We start from the raw sequence: 20,633 nt of genomic DNA, 5'->3' as shown, positions 1-20,633 counted from the left end.
CGGCCGGGCCGGCCGTCGAGTGGGAACGACGCCGGACGGCGCACTCCCCCGCTGTGCCGAGAGCAGGCTAACGCGATATAACTCTTATGGTCAACGTTGATTATTTCGTGTTGGGTCGATCCGCTCCTCGCCGTCGCGCCGACCCGACCAACCCTCGGCGTTCGCCAGCTCAGCAGGCAGGTACGACACGCCGCTCTCGATCCGCTCGGCGATCCGCTCACACCACGTCATCTCGGCCTCCGCCCGCGCCGACCACAGCTCGAACATCCAACCGACGTGCACCGGTTTGGTGTTGCGCACCCAGTCCGACTGGAGCGAGGCGCGCATCGACTCGATGCCGGCCCGCAGCAGGTTGGCCCGGTTGCGCAGCGCCGCCGCCGCCTCGGAGCGGGGCATGGCGGGAAGAAAGGAGAACGCGGCGGTGAACGGGTCGATCGGCTCGGCGAAGTTCCACCAGAGATTGCGCAGCAGGGTCTCGAACTCGTCCTCCCCCTTGGGGGTCACCTCGTAGGTCGTCCGGGCCGGCCGGGCACCTACCTGCTCGGTGGCGACCGTCCGCAGCAGACCCTCCTCGGTGAGCTTGCGCAGCGCGTGGTAGATCGATCCGGGTTGCACGTTCGCCCACTTGTCGGCGCTCCAACTCAGCAGCTCACGGCGTACGTCGTAGCCGTGCACGGGCTGCATCCACCGCACCAGACCGAGGATCATCATTCGAGTCGAGGACACCCGACAAGCGTAATAGCCAAGTTTGACTAGGGTCAGTGCCACATCCCACACTGAGCGATCGTTAGGGCCACCACGGTGGCCGATACACTCCCCGTCAGTAACTTCCCGGGAGGAGCCACGAAGGTGCGCAAGGTACTCATCGCCAACCGCGGCGAGATCGCCGTCCGGGTCATCCGCGCCTGCCGTGACGCCGGCCTGGGCAGCGTCGCCGTGTACGCGGACTCCGACCGCGACGCCCTGCACGCCACCCTCGCGGACGAGGCGTACGCGCTGGGCGGGGACAGCGCGACCGAGACGTACCTGCGCATCGACAAGCTGCTCGACGTGGCCGCCCGGTCCGGCGCGGACGCCGTACACCCGGGTTACGGGTTCCTGTCCGAGAACGCCGACTTCGCCCAGGCGGTCATCGACGCCGGGCTGACCTGGATCGGCCCCACCCCGCAGGCGATCCGCGACCTGGGTGACAAGGTCACCGCGCGGCACATCGCGCAGCGCGCCGGCGCTCCGCTGGTCCCCGGCACGCCGGACCCGGTCGCGAGCCCGGACGAGGTGATGGCGTTCGCCGTCGACCACGGCCTGCCGGTCGCCATCAAGGCTGCCTTCGGTGGTGGCGGGCGCGGTCTCAAGGTGGCCCGGACCATGGAGGAGATCCCCCAGCTCTTCGAGTCGGCCACCCGGGAGGCGGTCGCCGCGTTCGGTCGGGGCGAGTGCTTCGTCGAGCGGTACCTGGACCAGCCCCGGCACGTCGAGGCGCAGGTCCTCGCCGACCAGCACGGCAACGTGATCGTGGTGGGCACCCGGGACTGCTCGTTGCAGCGGCGGCACCAGAAGCTCGTCGAGGAGGCGCCCGCGCCGTTCCTCACCGACGCCCAGCGGGCGCAGATCCACGACAGTGCCAAGGCGATCTGCCGGGAAGCCGGCTACCACGGCGCCGGCACCGTGGAGTACCTGGTCGGTAGGGACGGCACGATCTCCTTCCTGGAGGTCAACACCCGACTCCAGGTCGAGCACCCGGTCACCGAGGAGACCGCCGGCATCGACCTGGTCCGCGAGCAGTTCCGGATCGCCGACGGCGAGAAGCTGCGGATCACCGAGGACCCGGCGCCGCGCGGGCACGCCATCGAGTTCCGGATCAACGGCGAGGACCCGGGCCGCAACTTCCTGCCCGCCCCGGGCACGGTCACCGCGCTGCGGCTTCCCACCGGCCCGGGCGTGCGGGTGGACACCGGCATCTCGGCCGGCGACGTGATCGGCGGCAACTTCGACTCACTGCTCGCCAAGGTGATCATCACTGGTGAGACGCGGACCGAGGCGCTGGAGCGCGCCCGCCGCGCGCTCGACGAGATGGTCGTCGACGGCATGGCCACCGCCCTGCCGTTCCACCGCCTGGTCGTGCGGGACGAGGCGTTCACCGCCGAGCCGTTCACCGTGCACACCAGGTGGATCGAGACCGAGTTCGACAACACCGTGCCGCCGTTCGCCGCCGCCGCCGGCGCCGCCGAGGCGCCTGCCGAACGCGACACCGTCGTGGTCGAGGTGGGTGGCAAGCGCCTCGAGGTGAGCCTCCCCGCCGGCTTCGGCGGGGGTACGACCACCGCGGCACCGGCCTCGCGTAAGCCGAGCCGGCGGGGCGGCGGCGCCAAGGCCGGCGCTCCGGTCAGCGGCGACGCGTTGACCTCGCCGATGCAGGGCACCATCGTCAAGATCGCGGTGGCGGACGGCGACACCGTGGCCGAGGGCGACCTGGTGGTGGTGCTGGAGGCGATGAAGATGGAGCAGCCGTTGCACGCCCACAAGGCGGGTACGGTAAGCGGCCTGACCGCCGAGGTGGGTGCCGTGATCACCTCCGGCGCCGCGATCTGCACCATCGCGTGACGGGCTGGTCGCGGGTGGTTTCGGACACCACCGGCGGCGGGACGGACCACGAGCGGCAATGATGGCCGGGTGCGGTTCCTTCACGGCGCGGTCCCCGCGCACGACCTGACCTACACCGACGTCTTCATGGCGCCGGCCCGTTCCGACCTCGGTTCCCGGCTCGACGTGGACCTGTCCACCGGCGACGGCACCGGCACCACCATCCCGCTTGTCGTGTCGAACATGACCGCGGTCGCCGGCCGGCGGATGGCCGAGACGGTGGCCCGGCGGGGCGCGATCGCGGTGATCCCGCAGGACATCCCGATCGAGGTGGTGGCGAACGTCGTCGCCTGGGTCAAGCAGCGCCACCTGGTCTACGACACCCCGATCACCCTGGGCCCGACCGAGACCGTCGGCGACGCCATCCACCTGCTGCCGAAGCGGTCGCACGGCGCGGTGATCGTGGTCGACGAGGCGGGCCGGCCGGTGGGTGTGGTCACCGAGGCCGACACCTTGGGCGTGGACCGGTTCGCCCAGTTGCGGCACGTGATGTCCACCGAGCTGCACACCGTACCGGCGGACGCGGACCCACGTACCGGCTTCGATCTGCTCTCGGCGGGCCGTCGCCGGCTCGCCCCTGTGGTGGACGCCGACGGCCGGCTGGTCGGGGTGCTGACCCGGCAGGGCGCCCTGCGGGCCACCCTCTACACACCGGCGGTGGACGACCGGGGACGGCTGCGTATCGCGGCGGCGGTCGGGATCAACGGTGACGTCACAGGCAAGGCGGCCGCGCTGCTGGAGGCCGGGGTGGACACACTTGTCGTGGACACCGCGCACGGCCACCAGGAGCGGATGATCTCCGCGTTGCGGGCGGTCCGCAAGCTGGACCCGGGCGTCCCGGTGGCGGCCGGCAACGTGGTCACCGCCGAGGGCGTACGCGACCTGGTCGAGGCGGGCGCCGACATCATCAAGGTCGGCGTCGGGCCGGGCGCGATGTGCACCACCCGGATGATGACCGGGGTGGGCCGGCCGCAGTTCTCCGCCGTGCTGGACTGCTCGACGGCCGCCCGCCAGATGGGCCGGCACGTCTGGGCGGACGGCGGGGTGCGGCACCCCCGCGACGTCGCGCTCGCGCTCGCCGCCGGCGCGTCGAACGTGATGGTCGGCTCCTGGTTCGCCGGCACCTACGAGTCACCAGGTGACCTCTACACCGAGCCGGACGGGCGTCGGTACAAGGAGAGCTTCGGGATGGCCTCGGCGCGGGCGGTAAGCGCCCGTACCGCCGACGACAGCCCGTACGACCGGGCCCGCAAGGCGGTGTTCGAGGAGGGCATCTCCTCGGCCCGGATGTACCTGGACCCGACCCGGCCCGGTGTCGAGGACCTGATCGACGAGATCATCGCCGGCGTCCGCAGCGCCTTCACCTACGCCGGCGCGCGGAACCTGACACAGTTCCACGAGCGGGCGGTGGTGGGTGTGCAGAGCGCCGCCGGTTTCACCGAGGGGATGCCGCTGCCGACGAGCTGGTAGCAAGCAGGTGGGCGGCCCGCAGCCCTGACCCGGAGACTCGGGACCGGTCAGCCGAACAGTCGCCGCAGCACCGCGCGGGCGGCCTCGTGCGGATCGGCGCCCACCCGGTCCGGCAGGGCGCCGGCCAGCCAGAGCGTGGCGAAGCCGTGGGCGATCGACCAGGCGGCGAGCGCGTCCCGGTCGGTGTCGGCTGTGGACAGTGTCGCCACTCCCGAGCGGAGCGCGGCGCCGGAGCGCCCCCGCGCGGCGACCAGCTCGGCATCATCGGCCCGGTAGAGCTCGGGCCGGAACATCACCTCGAAGTGCGCGCGGTGCCCGACGGCGAAGTCGACGTACGCCACGCCGGCGGCCAGCAGGTCGTCGGCGGCCTCCAGCGCCTCGGCCAGCACGTCGAAGCCCTCGGCCGCCAGTGCGGTGAGCAGGCCTGCCTTGTCGCCGAAGTGGTGTGCCGGCGCGGCGTGCGAGACGCCGGCCCGGCGGGCGAGGTCCCGCAGGCTCAGGGCCGTCGGGCCGGCCTCGTCGATCGCCTCCACGGCGGCGGCGAGCAGGGTGCGACGGAGGTCGCCGTGGTGGTACCCGCGCGACGAGGTCATGCGGCGATCCTATCTTGCCATTGACAAGATTCCACCGTGACGCGCAATCTTGTCACCGACAAGTTTCCGCCGAGGAGGATTCCGATGGCACCCCTGATCGCCCTTGTGGTCGGCGCCGCGCTGGCCCGGCTCGCCGGCCTGGCCGGCATCTCCGCACTCGACGGCTGGCATCCCGACCTGCGGGTCGGGCTGGCGGTGATGTTCGTGCTGACCGGCGTCGCGCACTTCGCCGGGCAGCGCCGGGCCGACCTGGTCGCGATGGTCCCGCCCCGACTGCCCCGCCCCGACCTGCTTGTCACGCTCACCGGGGTGCTGGAGCTGGCCGGCGCGGCCGGCCTGCTCGTTCCGGCCACCGCCCGCTGGGCCGCCGCCGCGCTGGGCCTGCTGATGCTCGCGATGTTCCCGGCCAACGTGTCGGCCGCGCGCCGGAAGCTGACCCTCGCAGGGCGTCCGGTCACCCCGCTCGGGCAGCGCACCGTCCTGCAGGTCGTGTTCGTCGCCACGGCTGCCGCTATTTCGTTTGGCCCCTGACTATCAGGGAGCTAACCTGCTCTCGTGGAACTCGTCACCCTCCAGGACGTGCCGCTCGGTCGGCTGCTGGTGGTCGCCGGGCACCTCGTCGGGCAGCGTTGGAACCGCTACCTCGCCGAGGAGCACGGCCTCACCCAGGCCGGCATGGTCACCCTGATGACGCTCGCCCGACACGGCGAACTGCCCCACCGCGAGGTCGCCGAAAAGGGCTTCGTACGCCCAGCGACCCTGACCGGCATCGTCGACACACTGGCCCGTGACGGGCTCGTCGAACGACAGCGCGACGACAGCGACAGGCGCAGCATCCGGCTCGCCATCACCCCCGCCGGGCGGGAGCGTGTCGCCGCGCTCGGCGCACTCATGCATTCCGGACGCCCCCTCACCTCGGTCGACGCCGACCCGGCGAAGGCCCAGGTCATCCGGGAGTTCCTGCTCGAGGTCATCGGCAGCGGAGACGACCCGCGGATGACCGGACGACCCACCGACCCGAAGGATCCGGCGTGCTGATCCGGCTACTGCGCAACCAACTGCGCACCTACCAGAGACCGCTGCTGGCGGTGGTGCTGCTCCAGTTCGTGGGCACCATGGCCTCGCTCTACCTGCCCAGCCTCAACGCGGACATCATCGACCAGGGCGTGGCCCGGGGCGACACCGGCTACATCGTGCGCACCGGCGGCTGGATGCTGCTGGTCAGCCTCATCCAGATCGTCTGCTCGATCGCCGCCGTCTACCTCGGCGCGCAGGTCGCGATGGGCTTCGGCCGGGACGTACGCGCCAGGTTGTTCGGGCACGTCAACCGCTTCTCCGCCCGCGAGGTGGCCCGGTTCGGGGCGCCGTCGCTGATCACCCGCAACACCAACGACGTGCAACAGGTGCAGATGCTCGTGCTGATGAGCTGCACCATGCTCGTCGCGGCACCGATCATGAGCGTCGGCGGCGTGTTCATGGCACTGCGCGAGGACATCGGGCTGTCCTGGCTGATGCTGGTGAGCGTGCCGGTGCTTGCCATCACGCTCGGCTCGATCATCCGCCGGATGGTGCCGGGCTTCCGGCTCATGCAGACCCGGATCGACACGGTCAACCGGGTGCTGCGCGAGCAGATCACCGGCATCCGGGTGGTCCGCGCGTTCGTCCGTGAGCCGTACGAGACGGACCGCTTCGGCGTCGCCAACGCCGACCTGACCGCCACCGCGCTGCGTACCGGACGGCTCCTGGCGTTGATCTTCCCGGTGGTCATGCTGGTGCTGAACGTCTCCAGCGTGGCGGTGCTCTGGTTCGGCGCGCAGCGGGTGGACTCCGGCGCGATCCAGGTCGGCGCGCTCACCGCGTTCCTGCAGTACCTGATGCAGATCCTGATGGCCGTCATGATGGCGACCTTCATGCTGATGATGGTGCCCCGGGCCGCGGTCTGCGCCGAACGGATCACCGAGGTGCTGGACACCGACTCCTCCGTCGTCCCCGCCGCCGCGCCGGTCACCGAACTGCCCAGCCGGGCCGAGTTGGAGCTGCGCGGCGTGCGCTTCCAGTACCCGGGTGCGGTCGACCCGGTCCTGCGGGACATCTCCTTTCGGGCCACCCCAGGCACCACCACGGCGATCATCGGCAGCACCGGCGCGGGCAAGACGACACTGCTGTCGCTCATCCCCCGCCTGGTCGACGTCACCGCCGGCGCGGTCCTCGTCGACGGGGTGGACGTCCGCGAGTTGGCCCCCGACGAGCTGTGGCGTCGGATCGGGCTGGTGCCGCAACGGCCGTACCTGTTCACGGGCACTGTCGCCAGCAACCTGCGCTACGGCAATCCGGACGCCACCGACGAGGAACTGTGGACGGCCCTGGAGATCGCCCAGGCCCGGGACTTCGTGGCCCAGATGCCCGGCGGGCTGGACGCGCCGATCGCCCAGGGCGGCAGCACGGTCTCCGGTGGGCAGCGGCAACGCCTCGCCATCGCCCGGGCCCTGGTCCGCAAGCCGGAGATATACCTGTTCGACGACTCGTTCTCCGCACTCGACCTCGGCACCGACGCGCGATTGCGGGCGGCCCTGCGGCCGGTCACCGCGCAGTCCGCTGTGGTGATCGTGGCCCAGCGGGTCTCCACGATCGTGGACGCCGACCAGATCATCGTTCTCGAGGACGGAGGGGTCGTCGGAGTGGGACGACACGCTGAGCTTCTCAAGTCCTGCCCGACGTACGCCGAGATCGTGGCCTCCCAGCAGACGACGGAGGTGCCGGCATGACCGAGCGCGAGACGCCGCCAACCGCGGCCGTACCCGAGCAGAAGTCGGCACCGGACGGCCCGACGCCCAAGCGGCTGCCTCCGGGCCGGCAGGGCGGTGGCCCACCGTGGATGGGCGCCGGCATGCCCGCCGAGAAGTCGATGAACTTCGGGCCGTCCGCCAGACGGCTGCTCGGTCGCCTCCGCCCGCACCGGCTGCACCTGGCCGCGGTCATCACGTTGGCCCTGGTGAGCGTCGGGTTCAGTGTGGCCGGGCCGAAGATCCTCGGTCACGCCACCGACCTGATCTTCACTGGTGTGATCGGTCGGCAGCTGCCCGCGGGCACCACCACCGAGCAGGCCGTCGCCGCCGCGCGGGCCAGCGGCAACGCCAGCTTCGCCGACATGCTGGCCCGGATGGACGTGGTTCCCGGGGTGGGCATCGACTTCGACGCCCTGAGCCGGGTCCTGCTGCTGGCGCTCGGGCTCTACCTGGCGGCCAGCGTGCTGTCCTGGTGGCAGGGATGGCTGCTCAACGGGGTCGTCCAGCGGACCGTGCTGCGGCTGCGCGCCGAGGTGGAGGAGAAGCTGAACCGGCTGCCGCTGCCCTACTTCGACAGGCAGCCCCGGGGTGAGCTGCTCAGCCGGGTCACAAACGACATCGACAACATTTCCACAAGCCTCCAGCAGACCCTCAGCCAGCTGCTCACGTCCCTGCTGACAGTCGTCGGCGTCCTCGGCGTGATGTTCTGGATCTCGCCGCTGCTGGCGCTGGTGGCCCTGGTCGCCGTACCGCTGTCGGTGCTTGTCACCCAGCGGATCGCCAAGCGCTCACAGAAGCAGTTCATCGCGCAGTGGACGCACACCGGCGAGCTGAACGGCCAGATCGAGGAGGCGTACACGGGCCACGAGCTGGTGAAGGTCTTCGGTCGCCAGCGTGAGGTGGAGGCCGCGTTCCACGCGAAGAACGAGGAGTTGTTCCGGGCCAGCTTCGGCGCCCAGTTCATCTCCGGGATCATCATGCCGTCGATGATGTTCATCGGAAACCTCAGCTACGTGGCCATCGCCGTGGTCGGTGGGCTGCGGGTCGCCTCCGGCACGATGAGCCTCGGCGACGTGCAGGCGTTCATCCAGTACTCCCGCCAGTTCACCCAGCCGCTCACCCAGCTCGCCTCGATGGCCAACCTGCTCCAGTCCGGGGTGGCGTCGGCCGAGCGGGTCTTCGCGGTGCTCGACGCCGACGAGCAGACGCCCGACCCGGCCGAGCCGGCACGGGTGGCCGACCCGCACGGCCGGGTCGAGTTCGAACACGTCTCGTTCCGCTACGAGCCGGACAAGCCGCTGATCGACGACCTGTCGCTTGTCGCCGAGCCGGGTCACACGGTGGCCATCGTCGGGCCGACCGGCGCCGGCAAGACCACACTTGTCAACCTGGTCATGCGCTTCTACGAGCTGGACGCCGGCCGGATCACGCTCGACGGCGTGGACATCACCACGATGCGCCGCGACGACCTGCGCGGCCGGATCGGCATGGTGCTCCAGGACACCTGGCTCTTCGGCGGCACCATCCGCGACAACATCGCCTACGGCCGGCCGGACGCCACCGAGGACGAGATCGTGGCGGCGGCGCGGGCCACCTTCGTGGACCGGTTCGTGCGCAGCCTGCCCGACGGCTACGACACGGTCATCGACGAGGAGGGCAGCAACGTCAGCGCCGGCGAGAAGCAGCTCATCACCATCGCCCGCGCGTTCCTGGCCGAACCGTCGCTGCTGATCCTCGACGAGGCCACCAGCTCGGTGGACACCCGCACCGAGGTGCTGCTCCAGCGGGCGATGGCGGCGCTGCGCTCGGACCGCACCAGCTTCGTCATCGCGCACCGGCTCTCCACCATCCGCGACGCCGACCTGATCCTGATGATGGAGAACGGCCGGATCGTCGAGCAGGGCACCCACGAGCAGTTGCTCGCCGCCCAGGGCGCGTACCACAGGCTCTACCGCTCCCAGTTCACCGGGGCGGTGGTCGACGAGGAGCCGGCCACCGCCGCTCAACCGGCGTCGGTCTGACGTGTCAGTCCGGGGGGAGCAGATCCGCCGATCGGGCCGCGACCTGCCCGCCGATCAGGGCGAGCGCGGCGCCGGCGGGCATCGGGGCCAGGGCGTCGCCGCCGCGCAGGCGCAGCGCGAGGTGCCCGTCGGCCACCTCCCGGGCACCCAGCACCCCGAGGTACGGGACGCGGCGGCGGGCCGCGTCCCGGACCCGGGTGCCCAACGAGCCGGCGACGTCGACCTCGACCCGCAGACCGGCGTCGACGGCCCGCCGGGCCAACTCGCCCGCCGCGTCGACCTGCCCGGCGTCCACCGGCAGCAGCACCAGCTGGACCGGCGCGTACCAGGCCGGGAAGGCGCCCTCGTGCACCTCGATGAGGTACGCGAACAGGCGCTCCATGCTGCCGACCAGGCTGCGGTGCACCATGACCGGCCGACGCCTGCCGCCGTCCGCGTCGGTGTACGACAGGTCGAACCGCTCCGGCTTGTCGAAGTCGACCTGGATGGTGGAGATGGTCGACTCCCGACCGGCCGCGTCGACGATCTGGATGTCGACCTTCGGGCCGTAGAAGGCCGCCTCCCCGGGCGCCTCGACGTACTCCACCCCGGCCAGCGCCCCCCGGAGCAGATCCTCGGCGTACGCCCACTGCGCGTCGTCTCCGACGTACCTCCCGCCCGGCCCGCGCAGCGACAGCCGGAACCCGGCCGGGCGGACGCCGAGCGCGGCGTGCGCCGCCCGGATCAGCCCCAGGATCTCGGCGACCTCCGCGCCCACCTGCTCCGGCGCGCAGAAGGTGTGCGCGTCGTTGAGCGAGATGGCGCGTACCCGGGACAGCCCACCGAGCACCCCGGAGCGCTCCGAGCGGTACATCCCGCCCAGCTCCGCAACCCGCAGCGGCAACTCCCGGTAGGAGCGGCCCCGGGCCCGGAACACGAGCGCGTGGTGCGGGCAGAGCGCCGGCCGGAGCACGAACTCGTCGTCGGCGCTCAACCGCATCGGCGGGAACATGTCGTCGGCGAAGTAGCCGAGATGCCCGGAGAGTTCGAAGAGTTCGCGCTTGCCCAGCGGCGGCGAGTAGACGTGCTGGTGGCCGGAGCGGCGCTCCAACTCCCGGACGTACTCCTCCACGGCGTGCCGGGCGGCGGCGCCGGCGGGCAGCCAGATCGGCAGGCCGGCGCCGGCCAGCGGATCGGAGACGAAGAGGTCCAGCTCACGGCCGAGCCTACGGTGGTCGATCATGTCGGGCTCCTGGATCGGGTACGACCCGGAGGCGACCTGGACACCGAACGCCGCAGGGCCCTCGAGGGCGGATCGCCCCGGGGCCTTGTCGACTGTGGTTACGTCAGAGCGGCGCGCCGGGGACACCCGGCGTCGTGGTCACCACAACCGCACTGCGCATACGGCGACGCTACCCGCCTGGCACTCGCAGACGCACCCGGATTAGCGGCGGCGCGCAGGGGGTGGGCCGCCGGCGCGGGACCCGCCGGCGGCCCTGGCGGCTCGAAATCGTCAGGAACGGGGGACCCGACGGGCGGAGCCGCGCCGACAACGGTACGCCGACGGGCGCTGATCCGCCGCCCGCTCCGACGGGGCTGGGACGACCCCCGGAACCGTCACCCGAGGTCCGCTCGCCTCGTTGAACAGGGGTGGCCTGGCCGTGTCGACGGTCACGCCGGGCCAGGGCTGTCCACGGTGACGCCGGACACGCCGTCAGGCTCGAGACACCCAATCGGCCGCATCCGGCGAGGTGGCAGGCGTGCCCGAACTACTCACTGACGTCGCGTCGCCGGCGTGGGCGTACCTGGTGCTGCTCGCTCTGCTGATCGCGGACGCCTTCGTCCCGGTGATCCCCACCCAGATCGTCATGATCACCAGTGGTGCGCTCACCGTCTACGGCGGGCTCAGCCTGCCTGTCACCATCGCCGTCGGCGCGCTCGGCGTGTTCGCCGGTGACCTGGCCTGCTACCTGCTCGGTCGAGGCGCTCCCGACCGCCGGGCACCCCGGCACGCGGAGCCGAGCCGGGCCCGCCGGATGGCCAACCGGGTCACCCAGGGGCTCCGACAACCCGGGCCGATGGTGATCCTGCTGTGCCGGTTCGTGCCCGGCGGCCGGATGGCGGCCTGCTTCTCGGCCGGCCGCAGCCGCTACCCGTACCGGCTGTTCGTGCTGTACGAGGCGGTCGCCGCGCTGGGCTGGGCCACGTACGGCGCGCTTGTCGGGCACCTCGGCGGCACCGCGCTCACCGAGTCGGCGTGGCGGCTGGCCATCATCGCCACCGCCGCGGCTGCCGGCTTCGCCGCCGCCGGATGGGCCATGACCCTGGTCAGCGCCCGCCACGCCCGCGCCGCCGCCCAACTTCCCCTGGACTGAGTGTCGCCGGACTCGCCGGGCATAAGCACGACCACAAGTGCAAGATCGACGTGAGATTCGGGCCTCTAGGGGTGGTCCCGGGGGCGGATTTCGGTGGACGTCCCGGATCCGGCTGGGGTGCCCGCGGCGACAGGCTGAAGCATGCCTGGAACCCGGAACACCGGCCTACTGGCCCTCGGCGGGATCGCCGTGGCGACGCTGCTCACCGTGATCGGTCACCTGGAGGTCAACGACGACCTCAACCCGTGGACGCTGACCATCAGCGACTTCGCCGTCTCCGACCGAGGGGGCGTCATCGACGTCGCCATGGTGGTGTTGGCGCTCGCCACCGTGGCACTGCTCCACGGCCTGCGCCGTACCGGCCCACCCGGACCGCGCTCCGGTCGGACGGCCGAGTTGCTGCTCGGCGCGTGGGTGGCCGGGCTGCTGCTGGCCGCGGTGGTGCCGACGAACGAACCGGGCACAGCCATGACCACCGCTGCGTACCTGCACCGGTACGCCTCGGTGGTCGCCTTCCTGGCACTCCCGGCCGGCGGCTGGCTGCTCGCCCGGCGCGATCAGCTGACGCCCGCCGCCCGCTGGTTGCGCGGACTGGCGGTGGCCAGTCTCGCCCTCGCCGGGGCAATGGTCTGGTCGGCGTACCCCGGCGACCGCATGTTGATCGGGCTGGCCGAGCGTCTGCTCATCCTCACCGAGGTCGGCGTACTGACGGCGGTGGCGCTCGTCCTCGCCCGTTCCGGCCCGGCAACGCGCGTCACCACCGGCTAGGGCTACTCCAGCTCGTGGAGCATCAGCTGGCGGGCGGCCTCGGTGATCGAACCGGACAGGCTCGGGTAGATGGTGATCGTCTGCGCCAGCTCGTTGACTGTCAGGTTGTTCTCCACGGCCATCGTGATCGGCAGGATCAGCTCGCTGGCCTTCGGCGCGACCACCACCCCTCCGATCACCTGACCGCTCGCCGGCCGGCAGAACAACTTCACGAAGCCGTCGGAGAAGTCGTCCATCTTGGCCCGGGCGTTACCGGACAACGGCAGCATCACCTGCCGGGCCGGCACCTTCCCGGCGTCCACCTCGTCCTGCGAGACACCCACGGTGGCCAGCTCCGGGTCGGTGAAGACGTTCGCCGCGACGGTCCGCAGCCGCAGCGGGCGGACCGCCTCGCCGAGCGCGTGCCACATCGCGATCCGGCCCTGCATGGCGGCGACGCTGGCCAGCAGCAGAACCCCTGTGCAGTCACCGGCGGCATAGATGCCTGGCACGTTGGTCCGGGAGACCCGGTCGACAGTGATATAGCCGCCCCGGCCCAGCTCCACGCCGTACTCGGCGAGGCCCAGGTTTGCCGTGTTCGGGATCGAGCCGACCGCGATCAGGGCATGCGAGCCGGTGACCTTGCGGCCGTCGGACAGCTCCACCTCGACACCGTCGGCGGTACGGCGCACCGCGTCCGCCCGGGAGTTGTTGAGGATCTCCATGCCCCGGTTACGGAACACCCGCTCGATGGCGGACGCCGCGTCGGCGTCCTCGTGCGGCATCACCCGATCGCGGCTGGAGACCAGGGTGACCTCGACACCCATGGCGAGGTACGCGCTCGCGAACTCCGCACCTGTCACACCGGACCCGACGACGATCAGGTGCTCGGGCAGCTCGGGCAGGTCGTACACCTGACGCCAGGTCAGGATGCGTTCGCCGTCCGGCACGGCGGTGGGCAGCTGCCGGGGCGTCGAACCGGTGGCCACCAGCACCGAGGACGCGGCGATCGAGTACTCCTCGGAGCCGTCGGCGGGGGTGACGACGACCAGGTGGGTGTGCCCGAGAGCGTCCTCACCGAGCCGGGCCGTGCCGGCCACGAAGGTGACCCCGGCCTTGAGCAGCTTGGCGTGGATGTCGGCGGACTGCGCGAGCGCCAGCCGCTTGACCCGCTCGTGCACCGCCCGCGCGTCGACGGTCACCGCCTCCAGGCCGTCCGAGTGCACACCGAACTCCTCGGTGTCCCGGTAGCCGGTGACCACCCCCGAGCTGGCGATGAAGGTCTTCGACGGTACGCAGTCGGAGAGCACGCACGCCCCGCCCGCACCGTCTGCCTCCACGACGGTGACATCGGCGTCCAGCTGGGCGGCGACGAGGGCCGCCTCGTACCCGGCCGGCCCTCCGCCGATGATCACAATCCGGCTCACAGCGTTCGCCCTTCGTTGATGCTCACAGTGACTTTCTTCTCCCGAACGCACCCGACACGCACAGTCGTATTCTCCCCCACCCGTCCGCCGGGCTATCGTCATCGCCGTGCGTCATCACGCCGCCTACGGCTCAAACCTTGATCCCGCCCGGATGCGCGCCTACTGCCCGCACTCGCCGATGGTGGGCACCGGCTGGCTCGAGGGGTGGCGGCTGACCTTCGCCGGCGAGGACGTGATCGGCTGGGAGGGCGCGGTGACCACGGTCGTCGAGTCCCCCGGCGACCGGGTGTTCGTGGCGATCTACGACATCCACCCGTACGACGCGGCCCAGCTCGACGAGCTGGAGGGGGCGACCGCCGGCACGTACCGCAAGCTGCACGTGCGGGTCTCCACCCTCGACGGCGACGTGACCGCGTGGATCTACGTGTTCAACGGGTACGAGGGTGGCCTGCCCACGTCGTGGTATCTCTCCGAGATCGCGAACGCCGCCGAGAAGGCGGGCGCGCCGGACGACTACGTCAACGAGCTGCGGTCCCGCCCCACCGGCACCGCGTCCGCGTAGCGCGTATCCCACGCCCCCAGTCTGCAACCGTCAGCGACCGGCGCGTCCGCCGGGTGCCGCGGGCGTCGTCAATCACACACCGGCGGCCGGGACGACACGCTCGTACATGTCGGTCCACAGGGTCTCCCGCAGGCCCACCGACTCGTACAGCGACAGGGGCGCGGTCGGGTTGGTCAGGTCGACGCCCAGGCCGGCCGAGCGTCGGCCCTTCGCGGCGTAGCGGGCGAAGGCGCGGCGCAGCAACGCCGCACCCACACCCCGCCGACGGTACGCGGACAGCACCGACAGCTTCTTCACCCAGCCCTCCTGCTGGTCGAGCGCCTGGTCCGAGGACTGCAACGCCCCGGCGGGCACCCCGTCCACCTCGGCGACCAACCACTCGTCCCAGGCGGTCAGGTCACCGATCCGGGCCCGCCAGCGGTCGTAGGGCAGCGGCTCGTGATCGGGGGTGTCGGCGAAGGCCGACTCGTGGATGCGGTGGAACTCCCGCAGGTCGGCCTCGTCGTCGGGGCGTACCGGCCGCACCCGCACGCCGGGCGGGGCCGCCGGCTCGTCGGGCAGGTCGGCCAGAGGCCGGCTCATCCGGACGTACCGCTTGGCGCGGGTGAAACCGGCCGCCCGCAGGTCCCGCTCCCAGTCGCGTTCCGGCGCGCAGACCGTGCAGCGGACCGTGAGCGAGGGCAGCCCCCGCTCGGCGGCGCGCTCGGCGACCCGTTCCAGTTGTCGGGCCAGCAGCGGCGCCCGGACCGTCGCGGCGCGTACCGGGTCGACGTAGACCTCCACGAACTCCCGGCCGACCCCTGTCGGGTTGTCCACTGTCGCCCAGCCGACCACGGTGCCGTCCGGGTCGACAGCCAGCCAGGAGTCGCGTGTCGGGTCGAAGAAGGGTGCCGTGAGTGACGCCGTCACATCGTCGGCGTCGAAGTCGGGATGGCCGATGGCGAAGGTGTCGGCGGCGTGCACCACCGCGAGGATCGCCGGAACGTCGTCGAGGGTGGGTCGGCGCGTGGTCCAACCTGCGGGGAGGGTCACGGCTGGTGATCCTGGCAGCCGATCGGCTCCGGCGCCGCCCATTTTTCGTCGCCGCCGGTCGGGTCAGCCCAGGTCGGCCCGGGTGCGGTGCAGCAGTTCCACCAGTTCGGCGCCGTCGGCCGGGCCGAGCGCCGCGAACGCCGGCGCGGCCAACCGGTTGGTCACCGCCTCCGCCCACAGCCGCCGACGCACCAGCGGCCCGATCGGCGGGTACGGAGGGGGCCAGCCGCAGGCCACCGCTCCGGCCTCCCCCTCCGGGCCGGCCAGCACCGCCTCCAGCGGTGTCATCCCGGCGGCGCGCACGGCCAGCAGGTACGCGCCGGTGAAGTGTTCGCGGAGCAGTCGCAACCCGGCGGCGGTGCGGGCGCCCGGGGTGTTCTCCGGTAGCGGCATGGCCCGCCAGGCGGCGAAGAGCGGCATCCCGCTGGCGTCCGCGGCTCCCACCGCCCGCTCGACGAGCGCGGACAGGCGTTCGGTCCCGGGCAGCGGACCGAGCTGCTGGGTGCCCCACCGGCAGCATTCGGCGAAACTCGCGGCGGCCACCTCGACCGGCCGGACGGTCCGGGCGGCGGCGTCCCAGCCGTCGGCGACCGCGTCCGGCGCGACGAAGCCGAGGGCGGCGGCGGCCGTCTCGGCACGTACGTCGCCGAGCGCGCCGGCCCGGCCGCTGATGTAGAACGCCCAGCCGGAGATGCCGAGCAGCCGGGCCCGCCGCAGCGTGGTCGGGCTACGGCTGAACGCGTCGCCCAGATCGAGCACGACGGGTTTGCTGGCGGCGGCGACCTGCTCCGGTGTCATCCGAGCGCCCACCCCGGCCCGCTCCGGCCCGGAACCGCCGGACCGCAGGCCCGCTCGTCGTCGTCCATCGATCGTCAGTCTGCCGCGCCACCGGCGGAGTCCGCAGTCCCCTCTTCGGCCGCCAACGCCTCCACCGCCGCCTCGACCTCGCCGGCGCGCCGCCGGGCCGCCGTGACCGCCCGCTCGGCCGCGCGCCTGGCGAGTTTGGCCCGGCTGAGGTCCTGCTCGGCGACCGCCCGCCGGCGCTCCAACTCGGCCAGCTCGGCCTCGATCGAGTCCAGCGCCTCGGCGCCGTCCCGCTCCTGCCCGCTCGCCTCGGTCAACTCGGCCTCGGCCCGCTGCTGATCGGCACGGGCCTTGGCGAGTTCCCGGTCCAGTGCCCGGCGCTGCCGGTCCCGTTCGGCGCGGGCGGCCCGCGCGGCGCGCTCGGCGGCCCGGTCGGGAGCCGCCTCGGTGCGGACGCGCCTGGTTGCCGGCTGGCGCGGCTCCGGCTTCTCCTCGGTGCCGGTGACCAGACGCAGCTGAGGTCGGGGCACCTCGCCGAAGCCGGCGTACGTGGCCGACCTGAGCAGGCGCCCGGCCCGGACCTGTTCGGCGACCTCGGCGTCGGACAGCGCCGCGTTGAGAGTTGTCTCCACCTCGGCCAGCGGCAGCTTGCCGACGGGCGGTGCGTCGGGCTCCGCAGCGGCGAGCTTGCGGACCTCGGCGACCAGGGCGCCGACCACGGCCCGACGCTGGGCTGACAACTCCCGCAGCCGGGGCCCGCGCAGGTCCCGCTGGGCGGACCGCAGCGCGTCCGCGAGCTGCACCAGGTCGGCGACCAGTTCGGGGCGGCGGATCGCGAGCAGGTTCACCAGCCAGGCGGCCACCGTGGGACGACGCAGCCGGGCCAGTTCCCGGGCGGACTTCGGGTCGCCGGCCCGCCGGGCCTCGGCCACGGCCGCGTCCCGGGCGGCCACGAACCGGTCCGGCGGAATGCGGTAGAGCTGTCGTACCAGCTCCGGGGAGGGGCCGGGCATCGCTCAGACGTCCACCCGGCTACCGGGCTCCAGCCGCTGGTACTCGGTGCCGGACAGCGCCGCGTACTGCCGGTTGAGCACACCCAGCCCGTTGTCGTTGAGCAGCGCGTCGTGCAGGGCGTACGCGCGTCGGGGTGCGACCGCCCGGATGAAGTCGAGGACCTCGGAGAACTTCGACCAGGGGGCGTGGATCGGCGCGAAGAGCGTGTCGACAGGTGTCTCCTCCGGCACCACGAGGGCGTCACCGGGGTGGTAGACCACGTCGTTGATCAGGTAGCCGAGGTTGTCGATCACCGGGATGTCCGGGTGGATCACCGCGTGCTTCCCGCCGTACGCCCGGATGGCGATGCCGGCGGCGGTGAACGACTCGCCGGTCGTGACCGGGCGCAGCACCTCTGCCGCGTCGCCGAGGGTGCCGGCGATCGCGGCGGGCCCGTGGATCGGGAACGGCCGCCTGTCGAGTTCCAGGCGCACCGCCGCCAGGTCGAGGTGGTCGGGATGCTCGTGGGTGATCAGCACCGCGTCGGCCCCGTCCAACGCCGCCGGATCGCTGAACACCCCCGGATCGACGACCAGCACTCCCCCGTCGTGTTCCACCCGGAGGCAGGAGTGCGCGTACTTGGTGAGCCGCATCGTGACTCCTCGATTATCGAATCGTGACGTCCTCAGCGCAGTCTGCCGGAACCAGCCGCCGCGCGCGCCACGTCCGAGGTATCGCCACACCGGCTGACAACGATGGGAGCGGGGATGGACAAACGGGAGGGACGACGCCGCGGCGCACTGCTGGCGGCGACGACACTGCTGGCGGCGCTGGCCGTGACGGGCTGCGGTGCCGGCGGCGACGACAGCGGGGCACGGGACAGCGCGGGTTCGGCGGCCAAGGCGCCGGTCGTCGGCGGCGAGGCGGGCCGGGACGCCGCAGCGGAAGCGCCGGGGGCCGCCGGAGCGGGCGCACCGGACCTGCGGGTCGACCAGCGGGCGATCATCTACACCGGAGCGATGCGGGTGCAGGTCGACAATGTGGACGCGGCCGCCCGCGAGGTCGCCGCCGTGGCCACCCGGGCCGGCGGCTTCGTCGGCGGTGACCAGCGACGCAGCGCCGACGCCGACGCGGTGGCGGAGTTGGAGCTGCGGGTGCCGGCGGCGAGGTTCACAGGCGTGGTGGAGGAGATCGCGAAGCTCGGCCGGCAGCAGAGCCGGGAAATCAGCACCCAGGACGTCACCGAGGAGACAGTCGACCTGGACGCCCGGATCACCAGTCAGCGTGCCCGGGTGGACAGCGCCCGCCGGTTGCTGGCCCGCGCCACCTCGATCGCCGACCTGGTGTCGTTGGAGAACGAGTTGGGCCGCCGGGAGGCCGACCTGGCCTCGTTGGAGGCGAAGAAGCGACGCCTCGCCGACCTGACCGCCCTCTCCACGGTCACCGTGTCGCTGGCCGGGCCGGCCGCGAAGGCCACCGAGGAGAAGGCCCAGACCGGCTTCCTGGTCGGGCTCCGGGGCGGCTGGAAGGCCTTCGTCGTCTCGATGACCGTCCTGCTCACGGTGCTGGGCGCGCTGCTGCCGTGGCTGGTGGCGCTCGGCGTACCGCTTGCGGTGCTGCTGGTCGTGCTGCGACGGCGGCGGAAGTCACCCGCCCTTGTCGCTCCGGTCAGCGCGCCGCCGCAAGTGCCCGCAGCGCGGTCTGCACCATGACGCGTACGCCTGCCGGGATGGCCCCCTCGTCCACGTCGAACGACGCGCGGTGCAGGTCGACGTTGGGGCCGGAGCGTCCCACGCCGAGGCGGGCGAGTGCGCCGGGGACGTACTCCAGATACCAGGAGAAGTCCTCGCCGCCCATGCTCTGCGGCGTCTCGGCGATCCCCTGCGGGCCGAGGGCGGCGCCGGTGGCGGCGGTCAGCACCTGGATGGCCCGGGAGTCGTTGCACACGGGTGGCCGGCCGCGCAGGTACTCCAGGTCGACAGTCGCGCCGGTCGGGGCGATCACGTCCCGGACCACCTGAGCGACGATCTTCGGGGCCTGCTCCCAGGTGTCGCGGTCCATCACCCGCAGGGTGCCGGACGCGCTGGCCTCGGACGGGATGACGTTGTAGCGGGTGCCGGCCGAGGCGTGGCCGAAGACCAGCAGCAGGCCGCTGTTGGCCGGCACCCGGCGGCTGACCAGGGCGGGCACCTCGGTGATCAGCCGGCCGAGCGCGTCGACCAGGTCGACGGTCAGGTGCGGACGGGCGGTGTGCCCGCCGGGGCCGGAGAGCCGGACGGTGACGTTGTCGGCGGCCGCGGTGATCGGGCCGACCCGCAGGCCGACCTGGCCGACCGGCAGGTTCGGGTCGCAGTGCAGGGCGAAGATCTGCACCACGTCGTCCAGGCCACCGGCCTCGATGACCTCCAGCGAACCGCAGGGCAGGATCTCCTCGGCCGGCTGGAAGATCAGCCGGACCCGGCCGTCCAGCTCACCGAGGTCGGCGAGCTGGGCCAGCAGCATGCCGACGCCGAGCATGATCGTGGTGTGCACGTCGTGGCCGCAGGCGTGGCAGACGCCCTCCACGGTGGACCGGTAGGGCACGTCCTTGGAGTCGTCCAGCGGCAACGCGTCGATGTCGGCGCGCAGCGCCACGACCGGGCCGTCGGGGCGGCCGTTGATGTCGCAGATCACGCCGTTGCCCTTGGGCAGCAGCCGAGGTTGCAGGCCGGCCAGGGACAGCTCCCGGGCGATCAGGGCGGCCGTCTCGAACTCCGTGCCGGACAGCTCGGGGTGCGAGTGGATGTGACGGCGCGTGGCGATCAGCCCGGGTACCCGGAGCGCCAGGAGGTGGTCCAGGTCGCTGGGCAGCGGCTGGGAACCGGGCGGCGGCTCCGGCCAGGACGACGCCAGCTGGCTGCCGGTGGGCAGCGTCAACGCACTCGTCACGTCGAATTCTCGATCACTAGAAATGGATGGATCATCGGGAACAGCAGACAGCCTAGACCTCCGGCGGTGACGCTGCGCAACCTCGTTCCGGTAATGATCGGACCGCGCAGCGTCACGTATGCCCTGCTGGGAACGCTCGGAGAGGTGCGGGACAGCAGGTAGATCGCGGTCGAAGGCCGTCATCTGCCCCTCACCTCCTACAACGCGTAACCGATCCCGGCGGTCACGAATCTCGGTGCCGGTCACCGGCCCCTGTTGCGAATTGTCGCATTAGTC

19 protein-coding genes are annotated in these 20,633 nt (G+C 72.1%); 10 read left to right on the top strand and 9 right to left on the bottom strand.

The window, feature by feature from the left end; genetic code table 11:
• Window positions 1–90: 90 nt before the first annotated feature.
• Window positions 91–711 carry a PadR family transcriptional regulator gene (locus tag ACFY1S_RS01800; RefSeq protein ID WP_387114224.1) on the bottom strand — a complete coding sequence of 207 codons (621 nt, stop codon included), beginning with the start codon at window positions 709–711 and terminating at the stop codon, window positions 91–93.
• A 138-nt stretch (window positions 712–849) separates the two neighbouring features.
• On the opposite strand from ACFY1S_RS01800, the gene ACFY1S_RS01795 reads away from it, so the two are divergent.
• Window positions 850–2,601 carry an acetyl/propionyl/methylcrotonyl-CoA carboxylase subunit alpha gene (locus ACFY1S_RS01795; RefSeq protein WP_387111696.1) on the top strand — a complete coding sequence of 584 codons (1,752 nt, stop codon included), beginning with the start codon at window positions 850–852 and terminating at the stop codon, window positions 2,599–2,601.
• A gap of 69 nt (window positions 2,602–2,670) precedes the next feature.
• Window positions 2,671–4,110, top strand: a complete 1,440-nt coding sequence (locus ACFY1S_RS01790; protein ID WP_387111693.1) for a GuaB1 family IMP dehydrogenase-related protein — start codon at window positions 2,671–2,673, stop codon at window positions 4,108–4,110.
• Between the two features lie 47 nt (window positions 4,111–4,157).
• On the opposite strand, the gene ACFY1S_RS01785 is transcribed toward ACFY1S_RS01790, so the two are convergent.
• Entirely contained in the window at window positions 4,158–4,703 is a 546-nt protein-coding gene (locus ACFY1S_RS01785; RefSeq protein ID WP_387111690.1) for a TetR/AcrR family transcriptional regulator, read from the bottom strand.
• A gap of 84 nt (window positions 4,704–4,787) precedes the next feature.
• Here ACFY1S_RS01785 and ACFY1S_RS01780 point away from each other — a divergent pair, with 84 nt between their 5' ends.
• From ACFY1S_RS01780 to ACFY1S_RS01765, 4 genes are read left to right on the top strand one after another with little or no spacing between them, the layout of a single operon-like run.
• A complete protein-coding gene (locus tag ACFY1S_RS01780) occupies window positions 4,788–5,234 on the top strand; it encodes a DoxX family membrane protein (protein WP_387111687.1) in 447 nt (148 codons plus the stop codon).
• Between the two features lie 24 nt (window positions 5,235–5,258).
• Complete coding sequence (locus ACFY1S_RS01775; RefSeq protein WP_364368166.1) at window positions 5,259–5,741, top strand: MarR family transcriptional regulator; 483 nt, start codon at window positions 5,259–5,261, stop codon at window positions 5,739–5,741.
• The gene (locus ACFY1S_RS01770; protein ID WP_387111683.1) at window positions 5,735–7,468 is read left to right on the top strand and encodes an ABC transporter ATP-binding protein; all 1,734 of its coding nucleotides are present in this window, start codon (window positions 5,735–5,737) and stop codon (window positions 7,466–7,468) included. The genes ACFY1S_RS01775 and ACFY1S_RS01770 overlap by 7 nt, the downstream gene beginning before the upstream one ends.
• Window positions 7,465–9,510, top strand: coding sequence for an ABC transporter ATP-binding protein (locus ACFY1S_RS01765; RefSeq protein WP_387111680.1), 2,046 nt, complete (start codon window positions 7,465–7,467; stop codon window positions 9,508–9,510). Before ACFY1S_RS01770 ends, ACFY1S_RS01765 begins: the two co-directional genes overlap by 4 nt.
• Before the next feature lie 4 nt (window positions 9,511–9,514).
• On the opposite strand, the gene thrS is transcribed toward ACFY1S_RS01765, so the two are convergent.
• Window positions 9,515–10,732, bottom strand: a complete 1,218-nt coding sequence (gene thrS / locus ACFY1S_RS01760) for a threonine--tRNA ligase (RefSeq protein WP_387111676.1) — start codon at window positions 10,730–10,732, stop codon at window positions 9,515–9,517.
• Between the two features lie 517 nt (window positions 10,733–11,249).
• Here thrS and ACFY1S_RS01755 point away from each other — a divergent pair.
• On the top strand, window positions 11,250–11,864 hold the full coding sequence (locus tag ACFY1S_RS01755; protein ID WP_387111674.1) for a DedA family protein: 615 nt from the start codon (window positions 11,250–11,252) through the stop codon (window positions 11,862–11,864).
• A 141-nt stretch (window positions 11,865–12,005) separates the two neighbouring features.
• A complete protein-coding gene (locus ACFY1S_RS01750) occupies window positions 12,006–12,632 on the top strand; it encodes a DUF998 domain-containing protein (protein ID WP_387111671.1) in 627 nt (208 codons plus the stop codon).
• 2 nt (window positions 12,633–12,634) lie between these two features.
• Here ACFY1S_RS01750 and ACFY1S_RS01745 read toward each other — a convergent pair whose 3' ends face one another.
• Complete coding sequence (locus ACFY1S_RS01745; RefSeq protein WP_387111668.1) at window positions 12,635–14,038, bottom strand: NAD(P)H-quinone dehydrogenase; 1,404 nt, start codon at window positions 14,036–14,038, stop codon at window positions 12,635–12,637.
• Between the two features lie 106 nt (window positions 14,039–14,144).
• Here ACFY1S_RS01745 and ACFY1S_RS01740 point away from each other — a divergent pair, with 106 nt between their 5' ends.
• On the top strand, window positions 14,145–14,600 hold the full coding sequence (locus ACFY1S_RS01740) for a gamma-glutamylcyclotransferase (protein WP_387111665.1): 456 nt from the start codon (window positions 14,145–14,147) through the stop codon (window positions 14,598–14,600).
• Between the two features lie 72 nt (window positions 14,601–14,672).
• Here the strand turns inward: ACFY1S_RS01740 and ACFY1S_RS01735 are convergent, their stop codons facing one another.
• The 4 genes from ACFY1S_RS01735 to ACFY1S_RS01720 all read right to left on the bottom strand — a co-directional run bounded on the left by ACFY1S_RS01735 (window position 14,673) and on the right by ACFY1S_RS01720 (window position 18,082).
• Window positions 14,673–15,632 carry a GNAT family N-acetyltransferase gene (locus ACFY1S_RS01735; RefSeq protein WP_387111662.1) on the bottom strand — a complete coding sequence of 320 codons (960 nt, stop codon included), beginning with the start codon at window positions 15,630–15,632 and terminating at the stop codon, window positions 14,673–14,675.
• 63 nt (window positions 15,633–15,695) lie between these two features.
• Entirely contained in the window at window positions 15,696–16,430 is a 735-nt protein-coding gene (locus ACFY1S_RS01730) for a hypothetical protein (RefSeq protein WP_387111659.1), read from the bottom strand.
• A gap of 74 nt (window positions 16,431–16,504) precedes the next feature.
• Window positions 16,505–17,449: a hypothetical protein gene (locus ACFY1S_RS01725; RefSeq protein ID WP_387111657.1), complete on the bottom strand. Its 945-nt coding sequence runs from the start codon at window positions 17,447–17,449 to the stop codon at window positions 16,505–16,507.
• Between the two features lie 3 nt (window positions 17,450–17,452).
• Entirely contained in the window at window positions 17,453–18,082 is a 630-nt protein-coding gene (locus tag ACFY1S_RS01720) for an MBL fold metallo-hydrolase (protein ID WP_387111654.1), read from the bottom strand.
• Window positions 18,083–18,175: 93 nt separating this feature from the next.
• Between ACFY1S_RS01720 and ACFY1S_RS01715 the strand changes: the two genes are divergently transcribed.
• Window positions 18,176–19,141: a DUF4349 domain-containing protein gene (locus tag ACFY1S_RS01715; protein WP_387114221.1), complete on the top strand. Its 966-nt coding sequence runs from the start codon at window positions 18,176–18,178 to the stop codon at window positions 19,139–19,141.
• Here the strand turns inward: ACFY1S_RS01715 and ACFY1S_RS01710 are convergent.
• A complete protein-coding gene (locus tag ACFY1S_RS01710; RefSeq protein ID WP_387111652.1) occupies window positions 19,098–20,357 on the bottom strand; it encodes an amidohydrolase in 1,260 nt (419 codons plus the stop codon). The two genes, ACFY1S_RS01715 and ACFY1S_RS01710, sit on opposite strands and share 44 nt — an antisense overlap.
• Window positions 20,358–20,633 lie beyond the last annotated feature (276 nt).

The sequence above is a fragment of the Micromonospora sp. NPDC000663 genome, assembly GCF_042898105.1.
Taxonomy (GTDB): domain Bacteria; phylum Actinomycetota; class Actinomycetes; order Mycobacteriales; family Micromonosporaceae; genus Micromonospora.
The sequence above is the reverse complement of the archived record's forward strand: the minus strand, read 5'-3'. Positions and strand labels throughout refer to the sequence as shown.

Excerpts from the sequence above, each read along its gene's own strand:
- thrS (WP_387111676.1), bottom strand. The coding sequence starts at position 10,732 with ATGATCGACCACCGTAGGCTCGGCCGTGAGCTGGACCTCTTCGTCTCC.
- ACFY1S_RS01800 (WP_387114224.1), bottom strand. The coding sequence starts at position 711 with ATGATGATCCTCGGTCTGGTGCGGTGGATGCAGCCCGTGCACGGCTAC.
- ACFY1S_RS01725 (WP_387111657.1), bottom strand. The coding sequence starts at position 17,449 with ATGCCCGGCCCCTCCCCGGAGCTGGTACGACAGCTCTACCGCATTCCG.
- ACFY1S_RS01765 (WP_387111680.1), top strand. The coding sequence starts at position 7,465 with ATGACCGAGCGCGAGACGCCGCCAACCGCGGCCGTACCCGAGCAGAAG.
- ACFY1S_RS01730 (WP_387111659.1), bottom strand. The coding sequence starts at position 16,430 with ATGACACCGGAGCAGGTCGCCGCCGCCAGCAAACCCGTCGTGCTCGAT.
- ACFY1S_RS01780 (WP_387111687.1), top strand. The coding sequence starts at position 4,788 with ATGGCACCCCTGATCGCCCTTGTGGTCGGCGCCGCGCTGGCCCGGCTC.
- ACFY1S_RS01750 (WP_387111671.1), top strand. The coding sequence starts at position 12,006 with ATGCCTGGAACCCGGAACACCGGCCTACTGGCCCTCGGCGGGATCGCC.
- ACFY1S_RS01785 (WP_387111690.1), bottom strand. The coding sequence starts at position 4,703 with ATGACCTCGTCGCGCGGGTACCACCACGGCGACCTCCGTCGCACCCTG.
- ACFY1S_RS01720 (WP_387111654.1), bottom strand. The coding sequence starts at position 18,082 with ATGCGGCTCACCAAGTACGCGCACTCCTGCCTCCGGGTGGAACACGAC.